Genomic DNA, 24,340 nt, shown 5'->3' with positions numbered 1-24,340 from the left:
GAGTCACATGAGCACGCTCGCAGCGCGGCCCGGCGAGGCAGCCGCAGCGCAGCCAGCAGCCCCCCGCCCGGCAGGTCGCCGGACCAAGGCGCGGGGGCGCTACACCGGCTGGCTGTTCGTCGGCCCCTTCGTGGTCGTCCTGATCGCCATGCTCATCGTCCCGATCGGCTACGCCCTGTGGCTCAGCCTGTTCCGCGACCAGCTCATCGGCGGCAACCAGTTCGTCTGGTTCGCCAACTACGTCCAGCTCTTCCAGGACGCCAAGTTCTGGTCCGGATTCGGTCGGGTCGCGATCTTCCTGGTCGTCCAGGTCCCGATCATGCTCGGGCTCGCACTCGTCGCCGCCCTCGCACTCGACAGCGCACGGCTCTGGGGCACGAGCTTCTTCCGCATCGCGGTGTTCCTGCCCTACGCCGTCCCCGGTGTCGTCGCGGCCCTGATCTGGGGCTTCATCTACGGCAACCAGTTCGGCCTGACCGGTGCGGCGAACGACGCACTCGGCATCGACCTGCTGCAGCCGTTCAGCCCCAGCTGGGTGCTGACCTCCATCGGCAACGTGGTCACGTGGGAGTTCCTCGGCTACAACATGCTGATCTTCTACGCCGCACTCCGCACGGTCCCCGGTGAGCTGTACGAGGCCGCCGAGCTCGACGGCGCCGGCCCCCTGCGCACGGTCTTCTCGATCAAGCTCCCGGCCCTGCGCGGCCCGATGGTCATCGCCACGATCTTCTCGATCATCGGCAGCTTCCAGCTCTTCAACGAGCCGAACCTGCTGAAGACCCTGGCCCCGAACGTCATCGGCAGCGCCTTCACCCCGAACATGTACGCCTACTCGCTGTCCTTCAGCGGCCAGCAGTTCAACTACTCCGCCACCGTCGCGATCGTGATGGGCGTGATCACCGCGGTGATCGCCTACGTCGTCCAGGTCCGCGGAACCCGCCAGGAGAACCGATGAGCACCATGCAGCACCCCGCGACCGGCGCCGCCGGGCCGGCCACGGTCACCGAGGCGACCACGACGCAGCGCGACCCGCGCACCCGCTCGACCCGCGCCTCCCGGAAGGCCGAGCGGAAGGCCGAGCGGAAGGCCGAGCAGCACGTCGACGGACGCAAGCCGAAGCGTTCCGGCCTACTGACCGCGGTCATGGTCGTCTTCGTCGTCTACTCGTTCGCGCCGCTCTTCTACCTGCTCGTGAACAGCACGAAGACGCAGGCGTCGCTGCTCTCCACGTTCGGGCTCTGGTTCGGCGGGGACTTCAACCTCTGGCAGAACATCGTCGACACCGTCACCTACAACGACGGCATATTCCTGCAGTGGTTCGGCAACACTCTGCTCTACGTGGTCGTCGGTGCCGGTGGCGCCACCCTGCTCGCGACCGTCGCGGGCTACGGCATGGCGAAGTTCCAGTTCCCCGGACGCCGGGCGGTGTTCGCCATCGTGCTCGGTGCCATCGCGGTCCCCGGCACGGCCCTGGCGGTCCCGACCTTCCTGCTCTTCTCGCAGGTCGGCCTGACCAACACCCCGTGGTCGATCATCCTGCCGTCGCTCATCAGCCCGTTCGGCATGTACCTGATCTGGACCTACGCGGTCGACGCGATCCCCGCCGAACTCCTCGAGGCCGCCCGCATGGACGGCGCCGGCGAGTTCCGGATCTTCTTCACCATCGCGCTCCGTTTGCTCGCTCCCGGTGTCGTCACCGTCCTGCTCTTCGCGGTCGTCGCCACCTGGAACAACTACTTCCTGCCGCTCATCATGCTGAGCGACCCGAAGTGGTACCCCCTGACGGTCGGCCTGAACCAGTGGAACGCCCAGGCCACCGGCTCCGGTGCGCAGCCGATCTACAACCTCGTCGTCACGGGATCGCTCCTCACGATCATCCCGATCGTGGTCGCGTTCCTCTTCCTCCAGCGCTTCTGGCAGTCCGGCCTCGCGGCCGGGTCCGTCAAGGCCTGATCCGTCGGACGGGAGGCCCGTGGCGACCCCGCCACGCGCCCTCCGGTCCGGAACACAGCAGCCCTACCCCCTCTCCACGAAGAAGTGAAAGGCACCCCCATGAACAAGCGTCTCCGGCGCGGGCTCAGCGCCCTCGCCATCGGCGTCACCGCCACGATCGCCCTCACCGCCTGCGCGTCCGGCGGCTCGTCCTCCGGTGGCTCGTCCGACGACATCACCAAGGCGCTGAAGGACGGTGGCACCCTGACCTACTGGTCGTGGACCCCCTCCGCCAAGGCCCAGGTCGCCGCGTTCGAGAAGCAGTACCCCAAGGTGAAGGTCAAGCTCGTCAACGCCGGCACCGGCGCCGACCAGTACACCAAGCTGCAGAACACTGTGAAGGCCGGCTCGGGCGCCCCCGACGTCGCCCAGGTCGAGTACTTCGCGCTGCCGCAGTTCGCCCTGTCCGACTCGCTGCTCGACCTGTCCGGCTACGGCTTCGACTCGCTCGAGGACAAGTTCGCGAAGAGCACCTGGAGCTCGGTGTCGATCGACGACAAGGTCTACGGCCTGCCGCAGGACTCCGGCCCCATGGCGCTGTTCTACAACAAGACGGTCTTCGACAAGCACGACATCGCCGTGCCGAAGACGTGGGACGAGTACGTCGCCGCCGCGAAGAAGCTGCACGAGGCCGACCCGAACGCCTACATCGCGGCCGACTCCGGCGACGCCGGCTTCACCACGAGCATGATCGCCCAGGCCGGTGGCACCCCGTTCACCACCGACGGCGACAAGGTCACGATCAACCTGCAGGACGCCGGCAGCAAGAAGTGGACGAGCACCTGGAACGAGCTCGTCGAGCAGGGCCTGCTGTCGAAGACGGTCGGCTGGACCGACGACTGGTACAAGCAGCTCGGCAACGGTGAGATCGCCACGATGATCACCGGCGCCTGGATGCCCGGCAACCTGGAGTCCGGCGTCGCCCAGGCCTCGGGTGACTGGCGTGTCGCTCCGATGCCGACCTACGACGGTGGCACCGCCCAGACCGCGAACAACGGCGGCAGTGCCGAGGTCGTCATGAAGCAGTCGAAGAACCCGGCCCTCGCCGCGGGCTTCCTGAAGTGGCTGAACTCGTCCAAGGAGTCGACCGACGTCTTCATGAAGTCCGGTGGGTTCCCCTCGACGACCGCTGACCTCGACTCGTCGGCCTTCCTCGACGAGAAGCCGTCCTACTTCGGTGGGCAGCAGATCAACAAGGTGCTCGTCGACGCGTCGAAGTCCTCGGACAACGACTTCACCTACCTGCCGTACCAGGTGTACGCGAACAGCGTCTACGCCGACACCGTCGGTCAGGCGTACGAGAACGGCACCTCGCTCGACGCGGGCCTCGAGGCCTGGCAGAAGGCCCTCGCCAAGTACGGCAAGGACCAGGGCTTCACGGTCTCGACCAAGTAGCACCGGCACCAACTCCCCGGGGTCGTGCGGACGTCGTCCGCACGACCCCGCTGTCTGAAAGAGTCATCTCATGCGATTCGCCATCGGCGACACCGACTTCCTGCTCGACGGCGAGCCGCACCGCGTGCTGTCCGGTGCGATCCACTACTTCCGCGTGCACCCCGACCTGTGGGCCGACCGGATCCGCAAGGCGAAGCTGATGGGCCTCAACACCATCGAGACCTACGTCGCCTGGAACGCGCACGCTCCGTCGCCCGACGTCTTCGACCTGACCGGCGGCCTCGACCTCGGCCGGTTCCTCGACCTGGTCGCGGCCGAGGGCATGCACGCCATCGTCCGCCCCGGCCCCTACATCTGCGCCGAGTGGACCAACGGCGGCCTGCCGTACTGGCTCTTCGCCGACGGCACCGTGGGTGTCCGGCGCGACGAGCCCGGGTTCCTGGCAGCGGTCTCGCAGTACCTGGAGCAGCTCGCACCGGTCCTCGTACCCCGGCAGATCGACAACGGTGGCCCGATCGTGCTCGTGCAGGTCGAGAACGAGTACGGCGCGTACGGCTCCGACTCCGTGTACCTGCAGAAGCTCGAGAGGATGCACCGCGCGATCGGCCTGACGGTTCCGTTCACGAGCGTCGACCAGCCGATGGGCACGATGCTCGAGGACGGCTCGCTGCCGTCGCTGCACAAGACCGGCTCGTTCGGCTCGCGGTCCGCCGCGCGCCTCGAACGCCTGCGGCAGGCCCAGCCCACCGGCCCCCTGATGTGCTCCGAGTTCTGGGACGGCTGGTTCGACAGCTGGGGCGAGCACCACCACACCACGCCGGCGTCCGCCAGTGCCGAGGACCTCGACGTCCTACTCGCCGCCGGCGGCTCGGTCAACATCTACATGTTCCACGGCGGCACGAACTTCGGCTTCACGAACGGCGCGAACGACAAGGGCGTGTACCGGCCGATCGCGACGTCGTACGACTACGACGCCCCACTCGACGAGGCGGGTCGGCCGACGTCGAAGTTCCACGCCTTCCGCGCGGTCATCGAGCGCTACGCGCCCGTCCCGCCGCTTCCGGCATCCATGGAGCCGGGTGGGTCGGGTCGCCTCGGATCCCACGACCGTTCGGGCGACCGGGAGGCCCGGGTCGCCCCCGCATCGGACCTCGCCGTCCGCCTCGACCGCGTCGCGTCGCTCCGCTCCCTGCTGCCCACGCTCACGACGTGGTCGGCGCACGACGAGCCGCCGACGTTCGACGCCCTCGGTGCGGCCAGCGGCTTCGTCCTGTACCGGGCCGAGGTCGACCTGCCCACCGGCGGCGTGCTGACCGTCGGGGAAGAGGTCCGCGACCGCGCGGTCGTGTCCGTCGACGGAGTCGTCGTCGGTGTCCTGGAGCGCGAGCACCACGACCGTGCCATCGTCCTGCCGCCGGTGACCGGCACCCTCGAACTGCTCGTCGAGGACCAGGGCCGGGTCGACTACGGCCTGCGCATCGGCGAACCGAAGGGCCTGATCGGCGGCGTCGCCGTCGACGGTGTCCCGCTCTCGCGCTGGACCGCGGCACCGTTGGCGCTCGACCCGATCGCACCGTCCGCCCTCGATGCGCTGTCCGCCGCGGAGCCGACCGACGGCGAGGTGCTCGCGGGGCCGACCTTCGCCGCCGGGTCGTTCGACCTCGACGCGGCGGACGACCGCTACCTGGCGCTCGACGGCTTCCGCAAGGGTGTCGCCTGGGTGAACGGGTTCTGCCTCGGTCGGTACTGGTCGCGCGGCCCGCAGCAGACCCTGGCGATCCCCGGCCCGGTCCTGCGCCAGGGCCGGAACGAGCTCGTCGTCCTCGAGCTGCACGCGGCGGCGTCCCGGACGGCCCACTTGCTCGTGCAGCCCGACCTGGGGCACACCGAGGCGTAGCCGCGCGTACCTGGTCGAATCGGGCGTACCTGGTCGGAACTCCCGACCAGGTACGCCCGATTCCGCTTTCCACCACGGGCGTCATGGGAACAATCAGTCGGCGTCGAGGGCGTCCAGGTCGGCCAGGGCCTGCTCGGCGTCGGCGATCCGATCGGCTTCGGGGCGCGTCCACCACTCCGGGCCGCGTTCGCCCAGACCGTGCTTCGCGAGCCCGTTCCGGTGCCGTGCCGCGGCCAGCGCAGCATCGTCGCCCGCGCGTTTCGCGGTCTTCACCGCGTTGCGCCCGCGCCCCAGGTGGGATCGGAGCTCGGCCGCGAGTTCCTCGGGCAGGGCCGGATCGGTGCGGCGCCAGCGTCGGCCGTCGACGACGAAGAAGTGGTCGTCGGGTTCGGCGGTCATGCCCCGAGTCTGCACCGTCATTGGTCCCCAGTAGACAGGAGTCGATGAGCAACGACCGCGCCCGCCCGATGCTCGACGTCCGCCGGATCTACGCCGAGCCCGCCGCACTCGAACTGCAGCGCGGGCAAGAGGTGATCGGGCGCTGGCCGGACGCCGAGATCGTGCCGGTGGAGTCCCACTGGAACATCCCCGAGGTGCACGGCGATGAGCGCAACGTGCAGCGGTGGGTCCGGATCAAGACCGAGGCGCTGGTGCTCGGCGTGAAGAAGTCGTTGATCACGCGACCGAACGGCCGCTCCGCCGACTTCATCGCGCCGTCCACCGCGAACGGCTGCGCGATGGCGTGCGCCTACTGCTACGTGCCGCGGCGCAAGGGCTACAGCAACCCCGTCACGGTGTTCGCCAACATCGACCAGATCACGAAGCACGTCGCTCGCAACATCGCGAAGCAGGGACCGAAGACCGAGCCGAACCAGTGCGATCCCGAGTCGTGGGTGTACGACATCGGCGAGAACAGCGACTGCTCGGTCGACGCGATGATCAGCGACAACGTCCGCGACCTGTGCGACCTGTTCCGGATGACCCCGACCGCGAAGGCGTCCTTCGCGACGAAGTACGTCAACCGCGAGTTGCTCGACTGGGACCCGATGGGCCGCACGCGCATCCGGTTCTCGCTCATGCCGCACGACACCGCGAAGGTCACCGACATCCGGACGAGTCCCGTCGCCGAGCGGATCGCTGCGGTGAACGAGTTCGTCGACGCCGGCTACGAGGTCCACCTGAACTTCTCGCCCGTCATCGTCACCCCGACGTGGGAGTCCGACTGGACCGAGCTGCTGCGGCAGGTCGACGACGTACTGTCACCGGCCGCCAAGGCACAGATCGCGGCCGAGGTGATCTTCCTCACGCACAACCAACCCCTGCACGAGGTCAACCTCGGCTGGCACCCGAAGGCCGAGGACCTGCTCTGGCGCCCCGACCTGCAGGAGCAGAAGGTGTCGCAGAACGGCGCGGTGAACGTCCGCTACCGGTCCGGGATGAAGGGACAGCTCGTCGAGCGCTTCCGCGAGCTCGTCGCCGAGCACCTGCCGTCCTGTCCAATCCGCTACGCCTTCTGACGGCCGGCGGGCTGGTGGCGCTCCGCCAGTGCCCGACGGACCTGGTCGCCGCGCAGGGGGCGTCCGGCCAGCACGCCGCGCGGGACGTCCGCCGCCCGGAACCCGTCGAGCACCAGGTCCACCCAGCGTCGGTACGCCTCGGGTGCGACCCGGCCGAAGGTGCGGATCGTCTCCGCGATCGACAGCTGCAGGAGTGCGACGTCGGCCAGGGTGGCGTCGGCCCGGATGACCGCGGCCGCCCGTCCGGCTGTGAAGAGGGCGTCGATCCCGTCCTGCACGGCGATGCGGAGCCGGAGGAGTTCCGGAGCGTCGCGGTAGTCGGTGGTCATGAGTTCGCTGAACCCGGTGCGGCGCGCCTCGATCGCCGCCGTCTCGCGGACGAAGGTCGAGAAGCCCTCCCACGGGTCCGAGGCGGACAGCTCGCGGCAGTGCTCGACGAGGTCGAGCACCTCGTGCATCGGCTCGACCAGGACGGCTTCCCACAGCGCCGCGCGGGTCGGGAAGTGCCGGTACAGGGTCGCGTTGCCGAGTCCCGCTGCGACCGCGATCGGTTCCAGTGCAGCCTGGAGGCCGTGGTCGGTGAACGCGGACCGGGCCGCGTCGACGAGCGCCTGACGGTTCCGGGCGACGTCTCGGCGGGTCATGCCCCGAGCCTAGATCGCGTGGCCGGGAATACGGAGAGCAGTCTCCGGTTTGAAACGGGGATAACCATCCGTTTCACCACTTGGAGCTCCTTGTGCACATCGCTGCCGTCGTCCTGTCCCTCGTCCTCGCCGTGGCCCTGCTCGGCTCGGGCGTCATGAAACTCGTCCGCAACCCGAAGATCGTCGCCTCGATGCAGGCCGTGCACGTCACGCCCGCGCAGATGACCGTGCTCGGGGTGCTCGAGGTCGCCGCTGCCGCCGGGCTCGTCATCGGCATCTGGTGGGTGCCGCTCGCCATCGCTGCAGCCATCGGCGCGGTGGTCTACTTCGTCGGTGCCGTGGTGGCACACCTCCGAGCGCACGACCGCGACCTGCAGGGCGCCGTCGTCCTGCTGGTGCTGTCGGTCGCGACACTCGTGGTGCTCCTGCTCGCGCTGTAGCCCGCTGTTCCGGGCCGACGACTCAGGGGATGAGTCGGTCGGCCCGGTAGCGCGCGAACAGGTCGGCGAACGCGCGTTCGGTCCGACGGAAGGCCGTGAACCCGGCCTCGCGGCTCTTCCCCATGTCGGTGACGACCTCCATCGCGCGGCCGAGGTCGGCGTCGGTGTGCCACCACGAGGCGAGCCGCGTGATGTCCGCCTCCGCCAGACCGTGTCGCTCGGCGATGCCGGCCCACTCCGACTCGTACGGCGCCATCTGCTGCTCGAGCGGACGGGGCTCGTCCTGGTAGCCGACCACACGCGCCGGGTCGACGCCGAGGTGTGCAGCCAGGCGCGGCCACATCCAGCGCCACCGGAAGACGTCGCCGTTGACGATGTTGAAGGCCTCGTCGGCGCCCTCGGGTGCGGTCGCCGCCCACACCATCTGCTCGGCGAGGATCCCCGCCTCGGTCATGTCGGTCAGGCCGTTCCACTGCGCCTCGCTGCCCGGGAACACGAAGTTCAGGTCGAGCTCCTTCGCCAGTGTCGCCTGCACCGCGATCGTCAGGCCCATGTTCATCGCGTTGCCGACGGCGTGGCCGATCACGGTGTGCGAGCGGTGCACCGACCACGTGAAGCCCTGACGCTCGGCGGCGGCGAAGAGCTCGTCCTCCTGCGCGTAGTAGAAGTTCGGGGTGTCCAGGCGGGGCTCTTCCTCGTGGAAGGGCGTGTCCGGCATCTCACCCGCGGCGTAGGCCTCGAACGGGCCGAGGTAGTGCTTCAGCCCGGTCACGAGCGCGACGTGCGCCAGCGGGGCGTGCGCGAGTGCGGCGAGCAGGTCGCGGACCATGCCCCCGTTCACGCGGATGTTCTCGGCTTCGGTCTCCTGGCGCTGCCACGCGGTGAAGAACACGTGCGTGGGGCGTTCGTCTGCCAGCGCGGCGCCGAGGCTGTCAGGATCGCGGAGGTCCGCGGCGACGGTCCGGACGTCCTGCTGGGGGAGCGGTCGGCGGGACAGCGCGGTCACGTCCCAGCCGAGGTCGAGCAGGTGGCTCACCAGGGCGGACCCGGTGATGCCGCTCGCTCCCACGACGAGGGCTCGGGGCTGGACGGGGGTCGCTTCGGTCGATCCGGTTGCAGTCATCCCCGTCCCCAACCGACGGTGCACGACAGGTGTTCCCTCACCGCGGGCGGCGACCGGGCGGTGTACACGAATCCGCACCATGTGGACTCAAAATCGGTACACTGCTTCCGGAGGCCAGCATGCAACTCGTGAAACCACTCGCCACACTCCTCGGTGCCACCCAGGCAGACGCACTCCGAGTGCTCGCCCGGACCGATTCCGGCATGACCGGCCGCCAGGTGGCGCGAGTCGCCGGCGCCGCACAGCACACCGGCATCAAGCGGGCACTCGACAAGCTGGAGCAAGCGGGCCTCGTCTGCGTGGAACGTGGCCTGCAGCACTCGGCGTACCGGGTGAACCGCGAGCACCTGCTCTGGCCAGCGGTCGAACTCGGCCTCGATGCTGGTGACGAACTCGAGCGTCGGATCGCAGCGTTCGTCGAGTCTGCAGGTGCGGGGGTGCTCTCGGTGTCGATCTTCGGCTCCGTCGCTCGCGGCACCGCCACCCCCGCATCCGACCTCGATCTGCTCGTCGTGTTCGCTGACACCGTCGACACCGAAGTGGTCGTCCGCCTCGGCGATCTGGTCCGGCGATGGACCGGGAACGAGTGTCAGGTCTTCGACGTCACCCGTGCAGACCTCCGCCGATTCGTCGCCGAGGGCGACCCGCTGGTCGGCTCGTGGCGTGACGAGGCCCGGACCGTCTTCGGCGAGGAGATCAGGACGCTCATCTGATGGCCCGTCGAGTGCGGGCAGTTGACCGGCGAGCCGTCGAGATGCGACGAGACGAGGCGGCGTCCTACCTCGAAGTCGCCCAGATGTACGTCGAGTCGGCCAGTCACGCTGACTGGAAGACCGCCGGAGCGAATGCCGTACTCGGAGGCATCGCAGCGTCCGATGCGATCTGCGGTGCGGTACTCGGGTACCACCACATCGGGGATGACCACGCGGCGGCGCGACGGCTGCTCGACGAAGCTTGCGCGCCGGACACTCGGCCGGGGTTGCACTTCAAGCGTCTGACAGACGAGAAGACGCACTTCCAGTACTCGTCGTCACGGGTGACGCAGGAGAAGACGCTTGCACTCGTCACCGCGCTCGAGCGGCTCGTTCGCACGCTGCACGAGCGCCTCTGAGGGCCCGCGGCTCACCGCGGTCGGCGGATACGGATCGGACCCTTCGCAGTCGACGGGTCCACGACGGAGCCGCCCTGGGTGATCTCGACCTCGCCGCGCGCCATCATGCGCTGGGCTGCCCGACGGGCGGGTTCCATGAGCGGGCGCCAGTCGTCCGGTTCGAGCGACCGCGCGACCTCGGACGGGCAGATGCTCGAGGTGCGTGCCCGTGCGGCGAGCAGCTCGTCGATGCGCCGTTCGAGTGCCAGGTCCGTCTGGTCCACTCCGTGGCGACGGCAGGCGCGGGAACACCACTTGGCTTCCGGCGCTGCCGACGACGGCATCCGACGGCCGCACGACGCACAGGTCCGATCAGCCTGTGCCGACTCCGACGCCGCAGCGTCCGCTTCCGTCCTGATCGCACGTCCCATGCCCACATCCTCGTCCTGCTGTCCCTGTCCGTTCCCAGCACGGGAGCGCCCAGCACAGGCGCGGCTGGCAGCATCGGAGCGGTGAGCACCGACACCGCACCGATCCGTCCGCCCGAGCCCGCGTGGGTCCCGCACGTCATGTGGTGGCACGTGTACCCGCTCGGGTTCGTCGGGGCGGACGTCCGCCCGGGGGTGCCGGTCGAGGAGCGCGCCGTCGAGCACCGTCTCGGTCGCATCGAACCCTGGCTCGACCACGTGGTGGACCTCGGCCTGAACGGCCTGGTACTCGGGCCGGTGTTCGCGAGCTCCACCCATGGCTACGACACGGTGGACCACTTCCGGATCGACCCCCGGCTCGGCGACGACGCCGACTTCGACCGTCTGGTGTCCGCGGCACACGAGCGGGGGATCCGGGTCCTGCTCGACGGTGTCTTCAACCACGTCGGCCGTGAACACCCGGCGTTCCGGGCCCTCGAGGAAGAAGGGCCGGACGCGGCGACCGCCGACCTGTTCGCGATCGACTGGTCGGGGTGGACGCCGGGGCGGCCGGTGCCCGTCGGGCTGTTCGAGGGGCACGACATCCTCGTGGCGCTGCACCACGACAGCCGGGCGACCGAGGACCTCGTCGTCCAGGTGATGACGCACTGGCTGGAGCGCGGGATCGACGGCTGGCGCCTCGATGCTGCCTACGCGGTGCCACCGGCGTTCTGGGCCAGGGTGCTGCCGCGGGTGCGCGAGCGGTTCCCGGACGCGTGGTTCAGCGGCGAGGTGATCCACGGCGACGCAGCGGCGATCGCGCGGGAGTCGACCATGGACTCGTTGACGCAGTACGAACTATGGCAGGGCATCTGGCACGGCATCGCGGACGGCAACGGCCACGAACTGGCGCACGCGATCGAGCGGCACGACGCCCTGCTCGAGACGTTCGCCCCGACGACCTTCATCGGCAACCACGACGTCACCCGCATCGCGAGCGCCGTGGGGGAGCAGCTCGCCGGGCACGCGGCCGCGGTGCTGTTCACCGTCGCCGGCACCCCGATCGTCTACGCGGGCGACGAGTACGGCTGGACCGGCGTGAAGGAGGAACGCGAGGGCGGCGACGACGCGGTCCGACCGGAGTTCCCGGACACGCCACCCGCGGCGGGCGACCTGACGCACGCGTACGAGGCCCTCATCGCCCTGCGCCGCCGCAACCCGTGGCTGCACCGGGCGCACACTGACGTCGTGCACCTGACGAACACGGCGGTCGTCCTGCGGACCGCGACGTCGGACGCGGCCGTGGTGACCGCCCTGAACCTGTCGGCCGATCCCGTCGAGGTGCCCGCGGCGGATGCGACGCAGGTGGAGGCGGGCGGCGCGGACCTGCGTGACGGAACCCTGCGCCTCCCGGCCAGGGGGTGGGCGGTCCTGTCCCGTTGACGCAACGAGACTCGGGCTGGGCGACAGACCTCGCGCCTGGTGACGCGAGTCGTGTCGCTCAGCCCGAGTCTCGGGGAGCGGCGGAGGCCCTACTTGCGCGCGGCGGCTGCCCGACGCTTGTTGAACACGTCGAACGCGACGGCGGCGAGCAGGACCAAGCCCTTGATGAGCGACTGGTACTCGGTGCCGACGCCGAGGATCGACATGCCGTTGTTGAGCAGACCGATGATGAGACCACCGACGATGGCGCCGGGCACCGTGCCGATGCCGCCGGTGACCGCTGCGCCACCGATGAACACCGCGGCGATGGCGTCGAGCTCGAAGCCGTTGCCCGCACCGGGCGCCGCCAGGTTGAGCTGGCCGGTGAAGACCACGCCGGCCAGGGCCGAGATGACACCCATGTTGACGAACAGCATGAACGTGACGCGCTTCGTCTTCACGCCGGACAGCTGCGCGGCCAGGGCGTTGCCGCCGATGGCGTAGACGTGGCGGCCGAACACCGCGCTCCGCATGATGACCGAGTAGATCACCACGAGCGCGCCGAGGATGACGAGCACGATCGGGGTGCCGTTGTAGCTCGCGAGCAGCAGGGCCACGTAGACGACCAGCACGACGCCGAAGACGAGCTTCACGATGAACCAGGCGAACGGTTCGCTCTCGAGCTGGTACTTGCGGCGGGTGGCTCGGCCGCGGAACGCCGTGACGGCCATGACGGCCGCGGCGGCGAATCCGAGGACCATCGTGAGCGGCTCGTACCCGGTGGTGCCGAACGACGGCAGGAAGCCGGAGCCGAGGGCACGGAACCCGTCCGGGAACGGCGAGATCTGCTGGTTGTGCAGCACGATCTGCGCCGCACCGCGGAAGGCGAGCATGCCGGCCAGGGTGACGATGAACGCCGGGATCCCGAAGTAGGCGATCCAGAACCCCTGCCAGGCGCCGACGAGCGCACCGACGACCAGGCACAGCACGACGGCGATCGGCCAGGGGACGTGCCACTGCGTGATCATCACACCGGCCATCGCGCCGGTGAAGGCGACGACCGACCCGACGGACAGGTCGATGTGCCCGGCGATGATGACCATCACCATGCCGATGGCGAGGATGAGGATGTAGCTGTTCTGGACGATCAGGTTCGAGACGTTGATCGGGGCCAGGGTGATCCCGTTGGTCGTCACCTGGAAGAAGACGACGATGACGATCAGCGCGATGAACAGGCCGATCTGTCGGAGCTGCCCGGTGAGGTAGCCGGCGGCGGACTTAAGCGCGTTCATTGACAGGGGTCTCCCGTTCCTGGGTCATGTACTGCATGAGGACCTCTGGGGTGGCCTCGGAGCGGGGCACATCGGCGGTGATGGTGCCCTCGGAGAGTGTGTAGATGCGGTCGCAGATGCCGAGGAGCTCCGGGAGCTCCGAGGAGATCACGATGACCCCCTTGCCCTGGTCCGCGAGGCTGTTGATGATCGTGTAGATCTCGTACTTCGCACCGACGTCGATGCCGCGGGTCGGCTCGTCCAGGATGAGCACGTCCGGGTCGGTGTACATCCACTTCGACAGGACGACCTTCTGCTGGTTGCCGCCGGAGAGCTTCCCGGTGACGACGTCCACGTTCGGTGCCTTGATGTTGAGGCTCTTCAGGAACTGCCCGGCGACCGTGGTCTCCTCGGACGCGTTCACGAAGCCCCAGCTGGCGAGCTTGCCGAGCGCCGACCCGGAGATGTTCCGTTTGATGTCGTCGATCAGGTTCAGGCCGTACCGCTTTCGGTCCTCGGTGACGTACGCGATGCCGTGGTCGATCGCCTGTGACACCGTGTGGGTCTTGATCGGCTCGCCGCGCTTGTAGACGGTCCCGCTGATGCCGGATCCGTACGACCTCCCGAACACGCTCATCGCGAGTTCGGTCCGCCCGGCGCCCATCAGTCCGGCGATGCCGACGATCTCGCCGGCGCGCACGTTCAGGTTGACCTGGTGGATGATCTCGCGCGACCCGTCGAGCGGGTGGTGGACCGTCCAGTCCTCGATCCGCAGGAGTTCCTCGCCGATCTGGGGATCGTGCTCGGGGTACCGGTTCGACAGGTCGCGGCCGACCATGCCGCGGATGATGCGGTCCTCGGACACGTCGTCGGCGTGCATGTCGAGCGTCTCGATGGTCTTGCCGTCGCGGATGATCGTGACCTTGTCGGCGATCGCCTTGATCTCGTTGAGCTTGTGGCTGATGATGATCGCCGTCATGCCCTCGGCCTGCAACGAGCGGATGAGCTCGAGCAGGTGCGCGGAGTCGTCGTCGTTCAGGGCGGCGGTGGGCTCGTCGAGGATGAGGAGCTTGACCTGCTTCGACAGTGCCTTCGCGATCTCGACGAGCTGCTGCTTGCCGACACCGATGTCCACGATCTTCGTGACCGGGTTGTCCTTGAGGCCGACGCGCTGCAGGAGCTCGGCGGCGGCCAGGTTCGTCTTGTTCCAGTCGATGAAGCCGCCCGTGGACCGCTCGTTGCCGAGGAAGATGTTCTCGGCGATCGACAGGAACGGGCTCAGCGCGAGCTCCTGGTGGATGATGACGACGCCCGAGGCCTCGGAGTCGTTGATGTCCGCGAACGAGACCGGTGCGCCGTCGAGCAGGATCTGCCCCTCGAAGGAGCCGTGCGGGTAGACGCCCGACAACACCTTCATCAGGGTCGACTTGCCGGCGCCGTTCTCGCCGCAGATGGCGTGGACCTGTCCACGCTCGACCTCGATCGAGACGCCCTGCAGGGCCTTCACGCCGGGGAACGTCTTGGTGATGTCACGCATCTCGAGGATCGTGTCCGTCACGTCGACCGCCTTCCGTGGTGCGCGCCGTGGCGCGCGGATGGGGCGGACGGGAGGCACGGGGCGGGGTCGACCCGTGCCTCCTGTCCGACAGGTGGGTTGCGACTACTTCAGGTCGGCTTCGGTGTAGTAGCCCGAGTCGACGAGGACTTCCTTGTAGTTGTCCTTCGTGACGACCGTCGGCTGGAAGAGGAAGGTCGGGACGACCTTGACCTTGTTGTCGTAGCTCTTCGTGTCGTTGACCTCGGGCTTCTTGCCGGTGAGCAGGTCCTCGGCCATGGTGACCGACTGCTTGGCGAGCTTGCGCGTGTCCTTGTAGATGGTCGAGTACTGCTGACCGGCGATGATCGACTTGACCGACGCCGCCTCGGCGTCCTGGCCCGTGACGATCGGCAGCGGACGGTCGCTGGTGCCGTAGCCGGCACCCTGCAGCGCCGAGATGATGCCGATCGAGATGCCGTCGTACGGCGAGAGCACGCCGTCGAGCGTGGTGCCGCCCGAGTAGGACTTCGCGACCAGGTTCTGCATGCGGGCCTTGGCGGTTGCCGGGTCCCACTGCTGCGTGGCGGCCTGCGAGAGCTGGTCCTGACCCGACTGGATCTTCAGCGTGCCGTCCTCGAGGTACGGCTTGAGGGTCTTCATGGCGCCGTTGAAGAAGAAGCTGGCGTTGTTGTCGTCGAGCGAGCCGGCGAAGACCTCGATGTTGAACGGGCCCTTCTCGCCGGTCTTCTCGCCCTTGTCGTCGAGGACGCCGAGGCCGGTGAGCAGGCTCGTCGCCTGGTCGACGCCGACCTTCTCGTTGTCGAACGACACGTAGTAGTCGACGTTCTTGTTGCCCGTCAGCAGGCGGTCGTAGGAGATCACCTTGATGCCTGCCTTGGCGGCGGCGTCGAGCTGGTCGGAGAGGGCTCCGCCGTCGATCGACGCGATGATGAGGACCTTCGCGCCCTTCGTGATCATGTTGCTGACCTGCTGGGCCTGCTGCTGGACCTTGTTGTCGCCGTACTCGAGGTCGACCTTGTAGCCGGCCTTCTCGAGGTCGCTCTTGACGGCGTCGCCGTCCTTGATCCAGCGTTCCGACACCTTGGTCGGCATGGCGACGCCGACCAGGGCGCCCTTGTTGTCGGTGCTGCCGCCGCCGTCGGTGGACGCACGGCCACCGGCCGAGCAGCCGGCGAGTGCGATCGCGATGCCGAGGGCTGCAACGCCCGCGATGATCCTGCGCTTCGTCATCGAAGTACCTCTGTTCCTCTCGCGTCGTCCTCGACGCGCTCAGGTGCCGGGGCTGCTGTGCCCCGAGGGATGTGCTCGTGTGAGCGCTCACATCTTGTGGGTTCCGTGACGGGGTGTCAACTCGACGTGACCGTTTCGCGATCTTGCCGCGCGCGTCGGACTGCGCGGTACGGTTGGCCTCGTGACGACCACGACCGCCCCAGGGGGCACGGGCGGCAAACGCCGGAAGGCGCCGACGATCTTCGACGTCGCCGAGCGCGCGGGCGTCTCCCACCAGACCGTCTCGCGCGTCATCAACGGCGATCCGACGGTCCGCGACGCGTTCCGCACGCAGGTCACCGACGCCGTCCACGAACTCGGCTACCGGCCCCGCGCCGCTGCCCGCGCACTCGCCGGGGGGCGGAGCCGCGCGCTCGGCATCATCACCGCCGGTGACGCGCTGTACGGTCCGTCGAGCACCGCGATCGGCTTCGAACGGGCGGCCCGGTCGGCCGGCTACCACGTCCTGCTCTCCACCCTGCCCGAGGACCCGACGCCGACCGACCTCTCCGGTGCACTCACGACGCTGCTCGCGCAGGACGTCGCCGCGATCGTGCTCGTCGCCGCGGACAACCGGGTGCTCGACGCCCTCGGGTCGCTCACCGTGCCGGTCACCGTGCCGGTCGTCGTGTCGAACGCCGTGCAGCGCGACGCCGTCCGGACCCCGGCGGCGTCGACCGTCGCCGCGGTCGCGATCGACCAGGCCGCCGGGACGTCGCTCGTGATGGAGCACCTGTTCGGGCGCGGCCACCGGCGGATCGTGCACATCGCCGGCCCGCCCGTCTCGCAGGAGTCCGAAGTGCGTCGCGAGACCTACGTGCGGATCATGCGCGAGGCCGGACTCGACCCCGTCGTCCTCGACGGGGACTGGACGCCCGCGAGCGGCTTCGCGGCCGCACGGCACATCGACGTGACGGCCGTCGACGCGGTGTTCGCCGGCAACGACCAGATGGCGCTCGGGGTGCTCCACGCCTTCGCCGACGAGGGCCTGCGCGTGCCCGACGACATCGCGGTGGTCGGGTTCGACGACGTCCCCGAGGCCGCGCACTTCACGCCGCCGCTGACCACCGTGCGCCAGGACTTCCGGGCGATGGGGGAGCGGGTGCTCGACACCGTGCGGGCACTGGTCGAGGGCGAGCCGCGCGACGAGACGCTGCTGGCCCCCGAGCTCGTGGTGCGCCGCAGCGCGTAGCGCGGCCGCGCTCGCGCGGATCGCGGCGTCGCTCGCGCGGGTGGTGCGAGGTTGACCACTCGGTGCGAGCAAAGAGCGCCGCACCGAGTGATCAACCTCGCACCGAGCGGGGCTGACCCGACCGTCAGCCCTTCAGCGCACCCGACGACAGGCCCGCGACGTAGAACCGCTGCAGCCCGACGTAGAGCGCGATGCACGGGATCATCGCCACCACCGACCCGGCGACGAGGTTGCCGTACGACACCTGCCCGTACGCTCCGGTCTGCAGGTTGAGCAGCGCCACCGGCAGCGTGTAGAGCGAGTCCTTCGTCAGGAACGTGAGCGCTCCGAGGAACTCGGTCCACGACGCCAGGAACGCGTACAGCGCAGCGGTGGCCGCGCCGGGGAGCAGGAGCGGGCGGAGCACCGACACGACGACCCGGAAGCGGGACGCCCCGTCGACGAACGCCGAGTCCTCGAGCTCGGTCGGGATCGACTCGAACGCGTTCCGCATCACGAACACCCCGAACGGCAGGTTCACCGTCGTGTAGAACAGCACGAGCCCGAGCAGCGAGTTCGTGAGCTTCATGGCGTTCATCTCGAGGTACAGCGGGGTGAGGATCGCCTGGAACGGCACCATCATCGTCAGCAGCACCAGGCCGAACACGATGCCGGACCCGCGGAACCGGAAGCGGGCGAACCCGTACCCGGCCATCGTGGCGATCACCGCGGTCAGCACCGCGGTGGCGATCGACACGATCAACGAGTTGAACACGCCGGTCAGCAGGTGCGACGACGAGCTGAAGACGGCGGCGAAGTTCTGCCAGCCGAGCTGGAAGAAGGTCGCGGGGTCGGCGGCCTGCGTGATGACGGCCTCGGACTGGAACGCCCGCAGGATCGACCACAGCAGCGGGACGCCGAAGACGAGCACCGACCCGACGCCGGCGATCACGTACAGGGTGCGCTTGACGGCGGTGTCGCGGGGGTGCCGGACGCTGCCCTGGTGGTGGCGCCGGCGGTGACCGTCGCCGGTGGTGGTCAGCGTGCGGGTGGACGGGTCCGGCGCCGCGAGGCCGGCACGGGAGGTCGTGGTGCTCATGGCTCAGTCCTTCTCTCGCAGTGCCCAGAACTGGAACACCGTGACGGCGGCGATGACGACGACCAGGGCGATCGACTCGGCGGTCGCGGCGCCGAGCTGCAGGTTGACGAAGCCCCGGTTGTAGATCGCGTTGACGATCGTCGTGGTCTCGGTTCCCGGCCCGCCCTGGGTTAGGATGTAGAACTGGTTGAACGCGAGCAGCGAGCCGATCACCGAGATGATGGCGCTGAGGGCGATGGTCGACCGGATCATCGGCAGGGTGATGAGCCGTTCGGTCTGCCACCAGGACGCGCCCTCGAGCTGCGCCGACTCGTACACCTCGTCGGGGATGCCCTGCATGGCCGACATCAGGAGCACCATCGTCAGGCCGGACACCGCCCAGACCACGAGCACGCAGATGAGCAGCGTGGCGAGCGGGCCGTTGACGAGCCAGGCGGTGCTGCCGTCGGTGATGCCGAGCCAGCGGAGCACCATGTTGACGGCCCCGGAGTTCGGCTGCGCCTCGAGCACGAGCATGAACGACAGCGTGGTCAGGCCGACGACGTACGGCAGGAAGAACACCGTCCGCAGCAGGGTGCTGCCCCGTCGCCGTGCCCGGATGAGCACCGCCAGGAAGTAGCCGAGCACCAGGATCGGCACCGTCACGATCGCGGTGTACAGCAGCGTGTACCCGATGGCGTGCACGAACGTCGGGTCCTGGAACAGCGTCAGGTAGTTCTGCAGCCCGATGAACCGGTACGGGCCGATCAGGGGCCAGTTCGTGAACGAGATGTAGAGCGCGAACACGAGCGGGGCGAGGACGAACACCGCGACGAAGACGATCGCCGGGGTGACGAGCACGGCGCCGGCGCGCGGCGGGTGCGTGAGCGACCCACGGGACGGGCCCGGGCGGCCCGGGCGGCCGGCGCCGCGGCCGACGGTGGGGCGGCCGGCGCCGGTCCGTCGGTTGGAGATGGTGGTCATGTCTGCACCTCTCTGTGCAACGAGCGACTGTGCAACGAGCGACTGTGCAACGGACGAACGACGGTCAGGCCTGGACCTGGTCGAGGATGCGGGTGTAGTCCGCCTGCGCCGTCTTCATCGCGGCAGCGGTGCCCGAGCCGAACACGGCCTCGCGGAACATCGCGAAGTACGGGGACGACGGCTGGTTGTTGAGCAGGTTGTACGCCAGGGTCTGCGGCGCGTAGCCCTCGTCGATGGCGTCGAGCGGACCGAACGCCAACGGGAACCGCTTCCGGTACTCGGGCGTCGCGGCGTCGGAGCGGGTGGGGAAGTACCCGCCGTCGGGCAGTGCCTGCTGTTGCTGCAGACCGTTCGCGTACTGCATGAACGCCCAGCCGCCGGACGGGTTCGCCGCCCCGTTCGGGATGCACATGTTGTCGCCGCCGTCGAAGAACGACCGCTTGCCGTCCCACGAGGGGATGAGCACGGTCTGCATCTTCGCCCGCATCGCCTTGGTGGCCGCGGGCACGGTGGCGCCGTACGAGGTCGGGAAGATCCCGACCTTGCCGGCCCGGAAGTCCGCGCCCCAGGTGGTGCCGGCATCCGAGTAGGTCGCCTTCGACAGCGCGCCGTCCTTCCAGAGCTGCCGGTAGAACTCGAGCATCCGTTCCAGCGCCTCGTTGCCGGTGATGTTCGCCTTCTGGGAGCCGACCTCGCCGGACATCATGTCGACACCGGTCGCCCAGACGTGCGGCTGGGTGACGAAGCCGATGATGCCGGCGGCGTTGCCGGAGATCGACCACCCGTAGACGTCGTCGCCGGTCTTCCGGATGGCCTTCGCCGCGGCGAGCAGCGAGTCGAGGTCCTTCGTGGAGTCCTCGACGTCGAGCCCCGCCCGGTCGAACAGCTCGGTGTTGACGAACAGCTGCGAGTTGTCCGCCAGGTAGGGCAGCCCGTAGTACCGGTCGCGGTACTCGAGCAGCCGCAGGTGTCCCGGAGAGATCGCGTCGAAGTAGTCCAGGCCCTTGACGACGTCGGTCAGGTCGGCGAACGCCTCGCGGAAGATGAACAGCTGCGAGTTGATGTCGTCGATGTCCACGACGTCCGGCGGCTCACCGCCGCGGATGGCCGTCGCGAGTTTCGTCACGTACTGCCCGTCGGGCACCGGGGTCAGCTCGACCTGCAGCTTCGGGTTCGCCTTGTTGAACCCGGCCACCGCCGACGTCAGCCCGGCCTGGGTCGCCGACCGGCACCAGACGTGCACGGTGCCGGTCGCGTCCTTCCCGAAGCTCGCCACCTTCGCGTCGACCTTCGGCAGGGTGCCGGAGCACCCCGCCAGGGCGAGTGCTGCGCCGCCGGCGACACCACCGACCAGGAACGCTCTGCGGTCCATCACGTCACCGCGCCAGCGGGAGCCACACGCGCATCGGCGCCGCGCCCCGGTTCGCCCAGGCGTAGTAGGGAATCGCTGTCGCGGTGACCGACGGGAGGACCGTGGTGGCGCCCTGCGAGCCGGCCGCGCCGTCGACGCTGGTCGCGTCCACGGCGTGATCCGTCCCTCCCCCCACGTGCTCGGCCGCCACGTCGCTCCGCAGGCTCCGCGACGCGTCGGAACCGGCACGCGTGGGCCCAGACCGGGTTGCGTCCATCCGCTGGTACGGCCACGGTGCCTGCTCGTGTCCGGCAGGGGCGTGTCCGGGCACGCGCAGCGTGACGATGCCGTCGAGCAGGTCGTCGTGACGTTCCTCGGTGATCGGGGCGACCGCGTCGACCGTCAGGTCGTCGACCGTGAAGCCCTGCTGGTCCGCCTGCTCCACGGCGTACACGAGGGGGCCTCGCTCGATGGCGACCTGACCACGGGCGGCGTCGATGCGGGTGTCGGCCACGTACCGGTGCGGCGTCGTGTCGAAGACGAGCTCCACCGTGTCGCCGGCGGTCCAGTGCCGGTCGACGACGTGCAGCGTGCCCGGCTCCGGGTGTGCGGCACCGTCCGGTCCCTGCACCGTCGTCGTGTCCGACCACGCCGGGATCCGCAGGCCGAGGGCGAGCGGGCCGTCCTCGGTCACCGTGACGACCACGCGGCCGTCGTGCGGGTAGCCGGTCTCGACCGACACCGGCCCGAGTTCTGCCGTCGCGTACTGGTGGATCTGCAGGCCGCCGTCGGTCGCGGTGGCCAGGTAGCCGTCCAGGCTCGCGAACGTGCGCATGATGTTCGGCGGGCAGCAGGCGCAGTCGAACCAGCCGCGACGCCCGTGGGCGGGGGAGCGGTTCTCGTCCTGGTGCGCGTGGTCCCGCTGCTGCAGGGGGTTCACGTAGAAGTACTCGGTGCCCGCCAGGCTCACGCCGGCCAGGAACGCGTTGTACAGCAGGCGCTCGATCGCGTCGGCGTAGACCGGCTTGCCGGTGGCGAGCAGCAGGCGCCACGCCCACTGGACACCGCCGATGGCCGCGCAGGTCTCGGCGTAGCCGCGGTCGGTCGGGAGCTCGTACGGGTCGCCGAACGCCTCCCAGTCCCAGCGCGCGCCGAGGCCGCCGGTGATGAACGCCTTCGTCGCCATCATGTCGGCGAACTGCCGCTCGCTCGCGGCCAGCAGCTCGGTGTCGCCGGTCTCGATCGCGACGTCGACGGCGCCGGCTGCCAGGTAGACGGCGCGGACGGCGTGCCCCTCGACGGTGGTGGCCTGCCGGCTCGGCACCCGGTCGGAGAAGTACGTCGGTTCGCCGCCGGCGCGCTCGATGATGCCCGTGCCGCGGGCGTCGACGAACCAGTGCGCCAGGTCGAGGTAGTCGCGGTTGCCGGTCTCGCGGTAGAGCTCGACGAGGCCCATCTCGACGACGGGGTGGCCGTCGACGTCGCGGGTCTTCGGCGTGCCGTCCGGTGCGGTGCCGTCGCCGAACGTGCGGACGAGGTGGTCGGCGTTCTTGACCGCGACCTCGAGCAGACCGGTGTCGCCCGTCGCGCGGTGCTGGGCCACGGCCGCCTGGTACAGGTGCCCGGCGCAGTACATCTCGTGGCTCCACTTGAGGTCCGTGTACCGCTCGCCCTTCCCACGGATCTGCTGCACGGAGTCGAGGTAGCCGTCGTCGGCCTGCGCCTGGGCGTACAGGGCGGTGACCTCGCGCTGCAGTTCGAGCAGGTCCTCGGACGGGGCGCGGCCGTACTCCCACGCCACCGCCTCGAGCCACTTCGTCACGTCGGAGTCCATGAAGATCGGGCCGGTGGCCTCGCCCTCCTCGAGCCCGGCGGCGATCCGCAGGTTCCGGAAGTTGCCGGCGGTCTCGAGCAGGGCGTACCCGCCGCGGACCGCGTCACGGCCGTTGCGCTCCTGCCGGAGTGCCCAGAAGCCGCCGGTGATCCGGGCGTCGCCCGTCGGCAGGGGCCGGAGCGTGAGGTGCGCGTCGGCGGTCGGGAGGACCGGGGTCGCGGTGTGCGCACGGCTGTCGGTCGCGAGCGTGGTGGTCATGTCGCCTCCTTGCGATGTGACTGGGACCGTCCCGGTGCCGCCGTTCGTGCAGCGATCCGGAAAACGGTTTCTGGCGGGGACGCTACGACGTCGATCCGGCGTGCGCAAGTGTTGGGATCGCTTTTCTGTGTATGCTCATCGTCACGTCCCGCGATCCGGAAAGGAACTTGCCGTGACCCTCGAGCGCACCGGTGTCGACCGCGGCACGCAGCCCGTCCGGATCACCGACGTCGCCGCGCTCGCCGGGGTGTCGATCGGGACGGCGTCGAAGGCGCTCAACGGCACCGGACAGCTCCGCGACTCCACGCGGGCACGGGTCAAGGACGCCGCCGAGAAGCTGGGGTTCGTCGGTGACGCCCGGGCCCGCGCGCTGTCCTCCGGCCGGACCTACACGGTCGGCATGATCACCACCGACTCCTTCGGTCGGTTCTCGATCCCGGTGCTCCTCGGCGCCGAGGACGCCCTGTCCGCCGGGCAGATGGCGGTGCTGCTCTGCGACACCCGCGACGACCACGTCCGCGAGGCCCACTACCTCCGCTCCCTCGCGGCCCGCGGGGTCGACGGCATCATCGTGACCGGGCGGTCCGCCGACGCACGACCCCCGATCGACGTGGCGATCCCGGTCGTGTACGCGTTCACGCCGTCGACCTCGGCCGACGACGTGTCGATCACCCTCGACGACTCCGCCGGGTCCGCACTCGTCGCCTCGCACGTGTTGGCGCTCGGGCGGCAGCGGGTCGCCGTCGTCACTGGGCCCGCGCGGCACCGTTCCGCCGAACGTCGGGTGGTGGGGGCGGCATCCGTGCTCGGGTCGCGACTGGTCACGCCGCCGCTGTTCGGCGAGTGGTCGGAGCGGTGGGGGCGCCAGGCCGTCGACGTGCTCGCGCGGCAGTCACCCGACGTCGACGCGATCGTGTGCGGCAGTGACCAGATCGCCCGCGGCGTGTGCGATCGGCTGCGGGAGCTCGGACGATCGGTCCCCGAGGACGTCGCCGTCACCGGGTACGACGACTGGGACGTGATGGCGCTCGCCTCGAGGCCGCCGCTGACGACGGTGGACCTGCGGCTCGAGGAGCTCGGGCGCGTGGCCGGGCAGGCGTTGCTCGGTCTGATCGACGGCGGCGCGGCGGCCTCGGCGACGGTCACCCCGGCCCTGGTCGTCCGCGAGAGCACCGCCGGCGCGTAGCCCGCGGGCCCCGTGCCCGAGGTTCCGCGCCCGGTGCCCGGTGCCCCGTGCCGGTTCCGGTGCCGGTTTCCGGTTCGCGTTGCGGTCGGCCCTGAGCGGTCACGACACCCCGCCGCCCGTTGCCGAGTGGTCACGACTCGTCGCTCGGCGTGCCTCCAGCTGACAGTTCGTGACCGCGCGGTGGGAAGGCAACGAGGTGTCGTGACCGTACCCGGTGCCGTCGTTCGGAGTGGCACGATTCGGCGAGCCCCGCATGCGTGGGTGTGAAGCGGTGGGTGGTCGGGACGTGCGCGGGCGCGGGGCGGCGGGTGGTCGGGACACGCGCGAATGTGGGGCGCCAGTGGGTCGCACGTCGTCGCCGCCCTCGTCCGTCGCGCGGTCACGACCTGCCGTGCGTCGGACGTCGACCGGTCAGGAACGGTCGACTGCAGTTGCTCCGGACGACGGTTCGTG

At 69.6% G+C, this 24,340-nt stretch carries 22 protein-coding genes; 11 read left to right on the top strand and 11 right to left on the bottom strand.

The features are described from left to right. The first annotated feature begins 7 nt into the window (after positions 1-7). From ABH929_RS08200 to ABH929_RS08185, 4 genes are all read left to right on the top strand, one after another. A complete protein-coding gene (locus ABH929_RS08200; protein ID WP_111086247.1) occupies positions 8-955 on the top strand; it encodes a carbohydrate ABC transporter permease in 948 nt (315 codons plus the stop codon). Then, positions 952-1,953: a carbohydrate ABC transporter permease gene (locus tag ABH929_RS08195; protein ID WP_404560823.1), complete on the top strand. Its 1,002-nt coding sequence runs from the start codon at positions 952-954 to the stop codon at positions 1,951-1,953. Before ABH929_RS08200 ends, ABH929_RS08195 begins: the two co-directional genes overlap by 4 nt. Positions 1,954-2,052: 99 nt before the next feature. Next, the gene (locus ABH929_RS08190) at positions 2,053-3,387 is read left to right on the top strand and encodes an ABC transporter substrate-binding protein (RefSeq protein ID WP_404560821.1); all 1,335 of its coding nucleotides are present in this window, start codon (positions 2,053-2,055) and stop codon (positions 3,385-3,387) included. 70 nt (positions 3,388-3,457) lie between these two features. After that, entirely contained in the window at positions 3,458-5,284 is a 1,827-nt protein-coding gene (locus ABH929_RS08185; RefSeq protein WP_404560819.1) for a beta-galactosidase family protein, read from the top strand. A 93-nt stretch (positions 5,285-5,377) separates the two neighbouring features. Here ABH929_RS08185 and ABH929_RS08180 read toward each other — a convergent pair whose 3' ends face one another. After that, entirely contained in the window at positions 5,378-5,683 is a 306-nt protein-coding gene (locus ABH929_RS08180; protein ID WP_404560818.1) for a biopolymer transporter Tol, read from the bottom strand. A 44-nt stretch (positions 5,684-5,727) separates the two neighbouring features. Between ABH929_RS08180 and ABH929_RS08175 the strand changes: the two genes are divergently transcribed. After that, a complete protein-coding gene (locus ABH929_RS08175; protein ID WP_263090147.1) occupies positions 5,728-6,801 on the top strand; it encodes a spore photoproduct lyase family protein in 1,074 nt (357 codons plus the stop codon). On the opposite strand, the gene ABH929_RS08170 is transcribed toward ABH929_RS08175, so the two are convergent. Then, positions 6,789-7,445, bottom strand: coding sequence for a TetR/AcrR family transcriptional regulator (locus ABH929_RS08170; RefSeq protein ID WP_404560817.1), 657 nt, complete (start codon positions 7,443-7,445; stop codon positions 6,789-6,791). The two genes, ABH929_RS08175 and ABH929_RS08170, sit on opposite strands and share 13 nt — an antisense overlap. A gap of 92 nt (positions 7,446-7,537) precedes the next feature. On the opposite strand from ABH929_RS08170, the gene ABH929_RS08165 reads away from it, so the two are divergent. Beyond that, positions 7,538-7,885: a DoxX family protein gene (locus ABH929_RS08165; RefSeq protein ID WP_205462937.1), complete on the top strand. Its 348-nt coding sequence runs from the start codon at positions 7,538-7,540 to the stop codon at positions 7,883-7,885. Between the two features lie 22 nt (positions 7,886-7,907). Here ABH929_RS08165 and ABH929_RS08160 read toward each other — a convergent pair whose 3' ends face one another. Then, positions 7,908-9,008 carry an SDR family oxidoreductase gene (locus ABH929_RS08160; RefSeq protein WP_404560815.1) on the bottom strand — a complete coding sequence of 367 codons (1,101 nt, stop codon included), beginning with the start codon at positions 9,006-9,008 and terminating at the stop codon, positions 7,908-7,910. 119 nt (positions 9,009-9,127) lie between these two features. Here ABH929_RS08160 and ABH929_RS08155 point away from each other — a divergent pair, with 119 nt between their 5' ends. Further along, positions 9,128-9,721 carry a nucleotidyltransferase domain-containing protein gene (locus tag ABH929_RS08155; RefSeq protein ID WP_404560814.1) on the top strand — a complete coding sequence of 198 codons (594 nt, stop codon included), beginning with the start codon at positions 9,128-9,130 and terminating at the stop codon, positions 9,719-9,721. Continuing rightward, complete coding sequence (locus ABH929_RS08150; RefSeq protein ID WP_205462934.1) at positions 9,721-10,119, top strand: hypothetical protein; 399 nt, start codon at positions 9,721-9,723, stop codon at positions 10,117-10,119. The genes ABH929_RS08155 and ABH929_RS08150 overlap by 1 nt, the downstream gene beginning before the upstream one ends. A gap of 11 nt (positions 10,120-10,130) precedes the next feature. Here the strand turns inward: ABH929_RS08150 and ABH929_RS08145 are convergent, their stop codons facing one another. Next, positions 10,131-10,382, bottom strand: coding sequence for a DUF3253 domain-containing protein (locus ABH929_RS08145; RefSeq protein ID WP_404560812.1), 252 nt, complete (start codon positions 10,380-10,382; stop codon positions 10,131-10,133). A 228-nt stretch (positions 10,383-10,610) separates the two neighbouring features. On the opposite strand from ABH929_RS08145, the gene ABH929_RS08140 reads away from it, so the two are divergent. Further along, entirely contained in the window at positions 10,611-11,948 is a 1,338-nt protein-coding gene (locus ABH929_RS08140) for an alpha-amylase family glycosyl hydrolase (RefSeq protein ID WP_404560810.1), read from the top strand. Positions 11,949-12,037: 89 nt separating this feature from the next. On the opposite strand, the gene mmsB is transcribed toward ABH929_RS08140, so the two are convergent. The 3 genes from mmsB to chvE all read right to left on the bottom strand — a co-directional run bounded on the left by mmsB (position 12,038) and on the right by chvE (position 15,986). Continuing rightward, positions 12,038-13,219 (bottom strand): multiple monosaccharide ABC transporter permease, encoded by a 1,182-nt coding sequence (gene mmsB / locus ABH929_RS08135; protein WP_205462932.1) that lies wholly within the window; start codon positions 13,217-13,219, stop codon positions 12,038-12,040. Beyond that, positions 13,206-14,756: a multiple monosaccharide ABC transporter ATP-binding protein gene (mmsA, locus tag ABH929_RS08130; protein ID WP_404560809.1), complete on the bottom strand. Its 1,551-nt coding sequence runs from the start codon at positions 14,754-14,756 to the stop codon at positions 13,206-13,208. Before mmsA ends, mmsB begins: the two co-directional genes overlap by 14 nt. Before the next feature lie 102 nt (positions 14,757-14,858). Then, complete coding sequence (chvE, locus tag ABH929_RS08125) at positions 14,859-15,986, bottom strand: multiple monosaccharide ABC transporter substrate-binding protein (RefSeq protein ID WP_222658332.1); 1,128 nt, start codon at positions 15,984-15,986, stop codon at positions 14,859-14,861. Between the two features lie 181 nt (positions 15,987-16,167). Between chvE and ABH929_RS08120 the strand changes: the two genes are divergently transcribed. After that, positions 16,168-17,217, top strand: coding sequence for a substrate-binding domain-containing protein (locus ABH929_RS08120; protein WP_404560808.1), 1,050 nt, complete (start codon positions 16,168-16,170; stop codon positions 17,215-17,217). Between the two features lie 124 nt (positions 17,218-17,341). Here the strand turns inward: ABH929_RS08120 and ABH929_RS08115 are convergent, their stop codons facing one another. The 4 genes from ABH929_RS08115 to ABH929_RS08100 form a co-directional block, all read right to left on the bottom strand. Further along, entirely contained in the window at positions 17,342-18,295 is a 954-nt protein-coding gene (locus tag ABH929_RS08115) for a carbohydrate ABC transporter permease (protein WP_404560807.1), read from the bottom strand. A gap of 3 nt (positions 18,296-18,298) precedes the next feature. Then, the gene (locus ABH929_RS08110; RefSeq protein WP_404560806.1) at positions 18,299-19,258 is read right to left on the bottom strand and encodes a carbohydrate ABC transporter permease; all 960 of its coding nucleotides are present in this window, start codon (positions 19,256-19,258) and stop codon (positions 18,299-18,301) included. 64 nt (positions 19,259-19,322) lie between these two features. Beyond that, positions 19,323-20,630: an ABC transporter substrate-binding protein gene (locus ABH929_RS08105; RefSeq protein WP_404560805.1), complete on the bottom strand. Its 1,308-nt coding sequence runs from the start codon at positions 20,628-20,630 to the stop codon at positions 19,323-19,325. A 4-nt stretch (positions 20,631-20,634) separates the two neighbouring features. Next, positions 20,635-22,701, bottom strand: coding sequence for a glycoside hydrolase family 127 protein (locus ABH929_RS08100; protein ID WP_404560803.1), 2,067 nt, complete (start codon positions 22,699-22,701; stop codon positions 20,635-20,637). Between the two features lie 172 nt (positions 22,702-22,873). Here ABH929_RS08100 and ABH929_RS08095 point away from each other — a divergent pair, with 172 nt between their 5' ends. Further along, positions 22,874-23,887: a LacI family DNA-binding transcriptional regulator gene (locus tag ABH929_RS08095; RefSeq protein ID WP_404560802.1), complete on the top strand. Its 1,014-nt coding sequence runs from the start codon at positions 22,874-22,876 to the stop codon at positions 23,885-23,887. Positions 23,888-24,340 lie beyond the last annotated feature (453 nt).

Origin of the sequence: Curtobacterium sp. AB7 (assembly GCF_044909335.1) — a bacterium.
Classification (GTDB): domain Bacteria; phylum Actinomycetota; class Actinomycetes; order Actinomycetales; family Microbacteriaceae; genus Curtobacterium.
This window is presented reverse-complemented; position numbering and strand designations above follow the sequence as displayed.

Excerpts from the sequence above, each read along its gene's own strand:
- ABH929_RS08200 (WP_111086247.1), top strand. The coding sequence starts at position 8 with ATGAGCACGCTCGCAGCGCGGCCCGGCGAGGCAGCCGCAGCGCAGCCA.
- ABH929_RS08195 (WP_404560823.1), top strand. The coding sequence starts at position 952 with ATGAGCACCATGCAGCACCCCGCGACCGGCGCCGCCGGGCCGGCCACG.
- ABH929_RS08190 (WP_404560821.1), top strand. The coding sequence starts at position 2,053 with ATGAACAAGCGTCTCCGGCGCGGGCTCAGCGCCCTCGCCATCGGCGTC.
- ABH929_RS08185 (WP_404560819.1), top strand. The coding sequence starts at position 3,458 with ATGCGATTCGCCATCGGCGACACCGACTTCCTGCTCGACGGCGAGCCG.
- ABH929_RS08180 (WP_404560818.1), bottom strand. The coding sequence starts at position 5,683 with ATGACCGCCGAACCCGACGACCACTTCTTCGTCGTCGACGGCCGACGC.
- ABH929_RS08175 (WP_263090147.1), top strand. The coding sequence starts at position 5,728 with ATGAGCAACGACCGCGCCCGCCCGATGCTCGACGTCCGCCGGATCTAC.
- ABH929_RS08170 (WP_404560817.1), bottom strand. The coding sequence starts at position 7,445 with ATGACCCGCCGAGACGTCGCCCGGAACCGTCAGGCGCTCGTCGACGCG.
- ABH929_RS08160 (WP_404560815.1), bottom strand. The coding sequence starts at position 9,008 with ATGACTGCAACCGGATCGACCGAAGCGACCCCCGTCCAGCCCCGAGCC.
- ABH929_RS08155 (WP_404560814.1), top strand. The coding sequence starts at position 9,128 with ATGCAACTCGTGAAACCACTCGCCACACTCCTCGGTGCCACCCAGGCA.
- ABH929_RS08150 (WP_205462934.1), top strand. The coding sequence starts at position 9,721 with ATGGCCCGTCGAGTGCGGGCAGTTGACCGGCGAGCCGTCGAGATGCGA.
- mmsB (WP_205462932.1), bottom strand. The coding sequence starts at position 13,219 with ATGAACGCGCTTAAGTCCGCCGCCGGCTACCTCACCGGGCAGCTCCGA.
- chvE (WP_222658332.1), bottom strand. The coding sequence starts at position 15,986 with ATGACGAAGCGCAGGATCATCGCGGGCGTTGCAGCCCTCGGCATCGCG.
- ABH929_RS08115 (WP_404560807.1), bottom strand. The coding sequence starts at position 18,295 with ATGAGCACCACGACCTCCCGTGCCGGCCTCGCGGCGCCGGACCCGTCC.
- ABH929_RS08110 (WP_404560806.1), bottom strand. The coding sequence starts at position 19,258 with ATGACCACCATCTCCAACCGACGGACCGGCGCCGGCCGCCCCACCGTC.
- ABH929_RS08105 (WP_404560805.1), bottom strand. The coding sequence starts at position 20,630 with ATGGACCGCAGAGCGTTCCTGGTCGGTGGTGTCGCCGGCGGCGCAGCA.
- ABH929_RS08100 (WP_404560803.1), bottom strand. The coding sequence starts at position 22,701 with ATGACCACCACGCTCGCGACCGACAGCCGTGCGCACACCGCGACCCCG.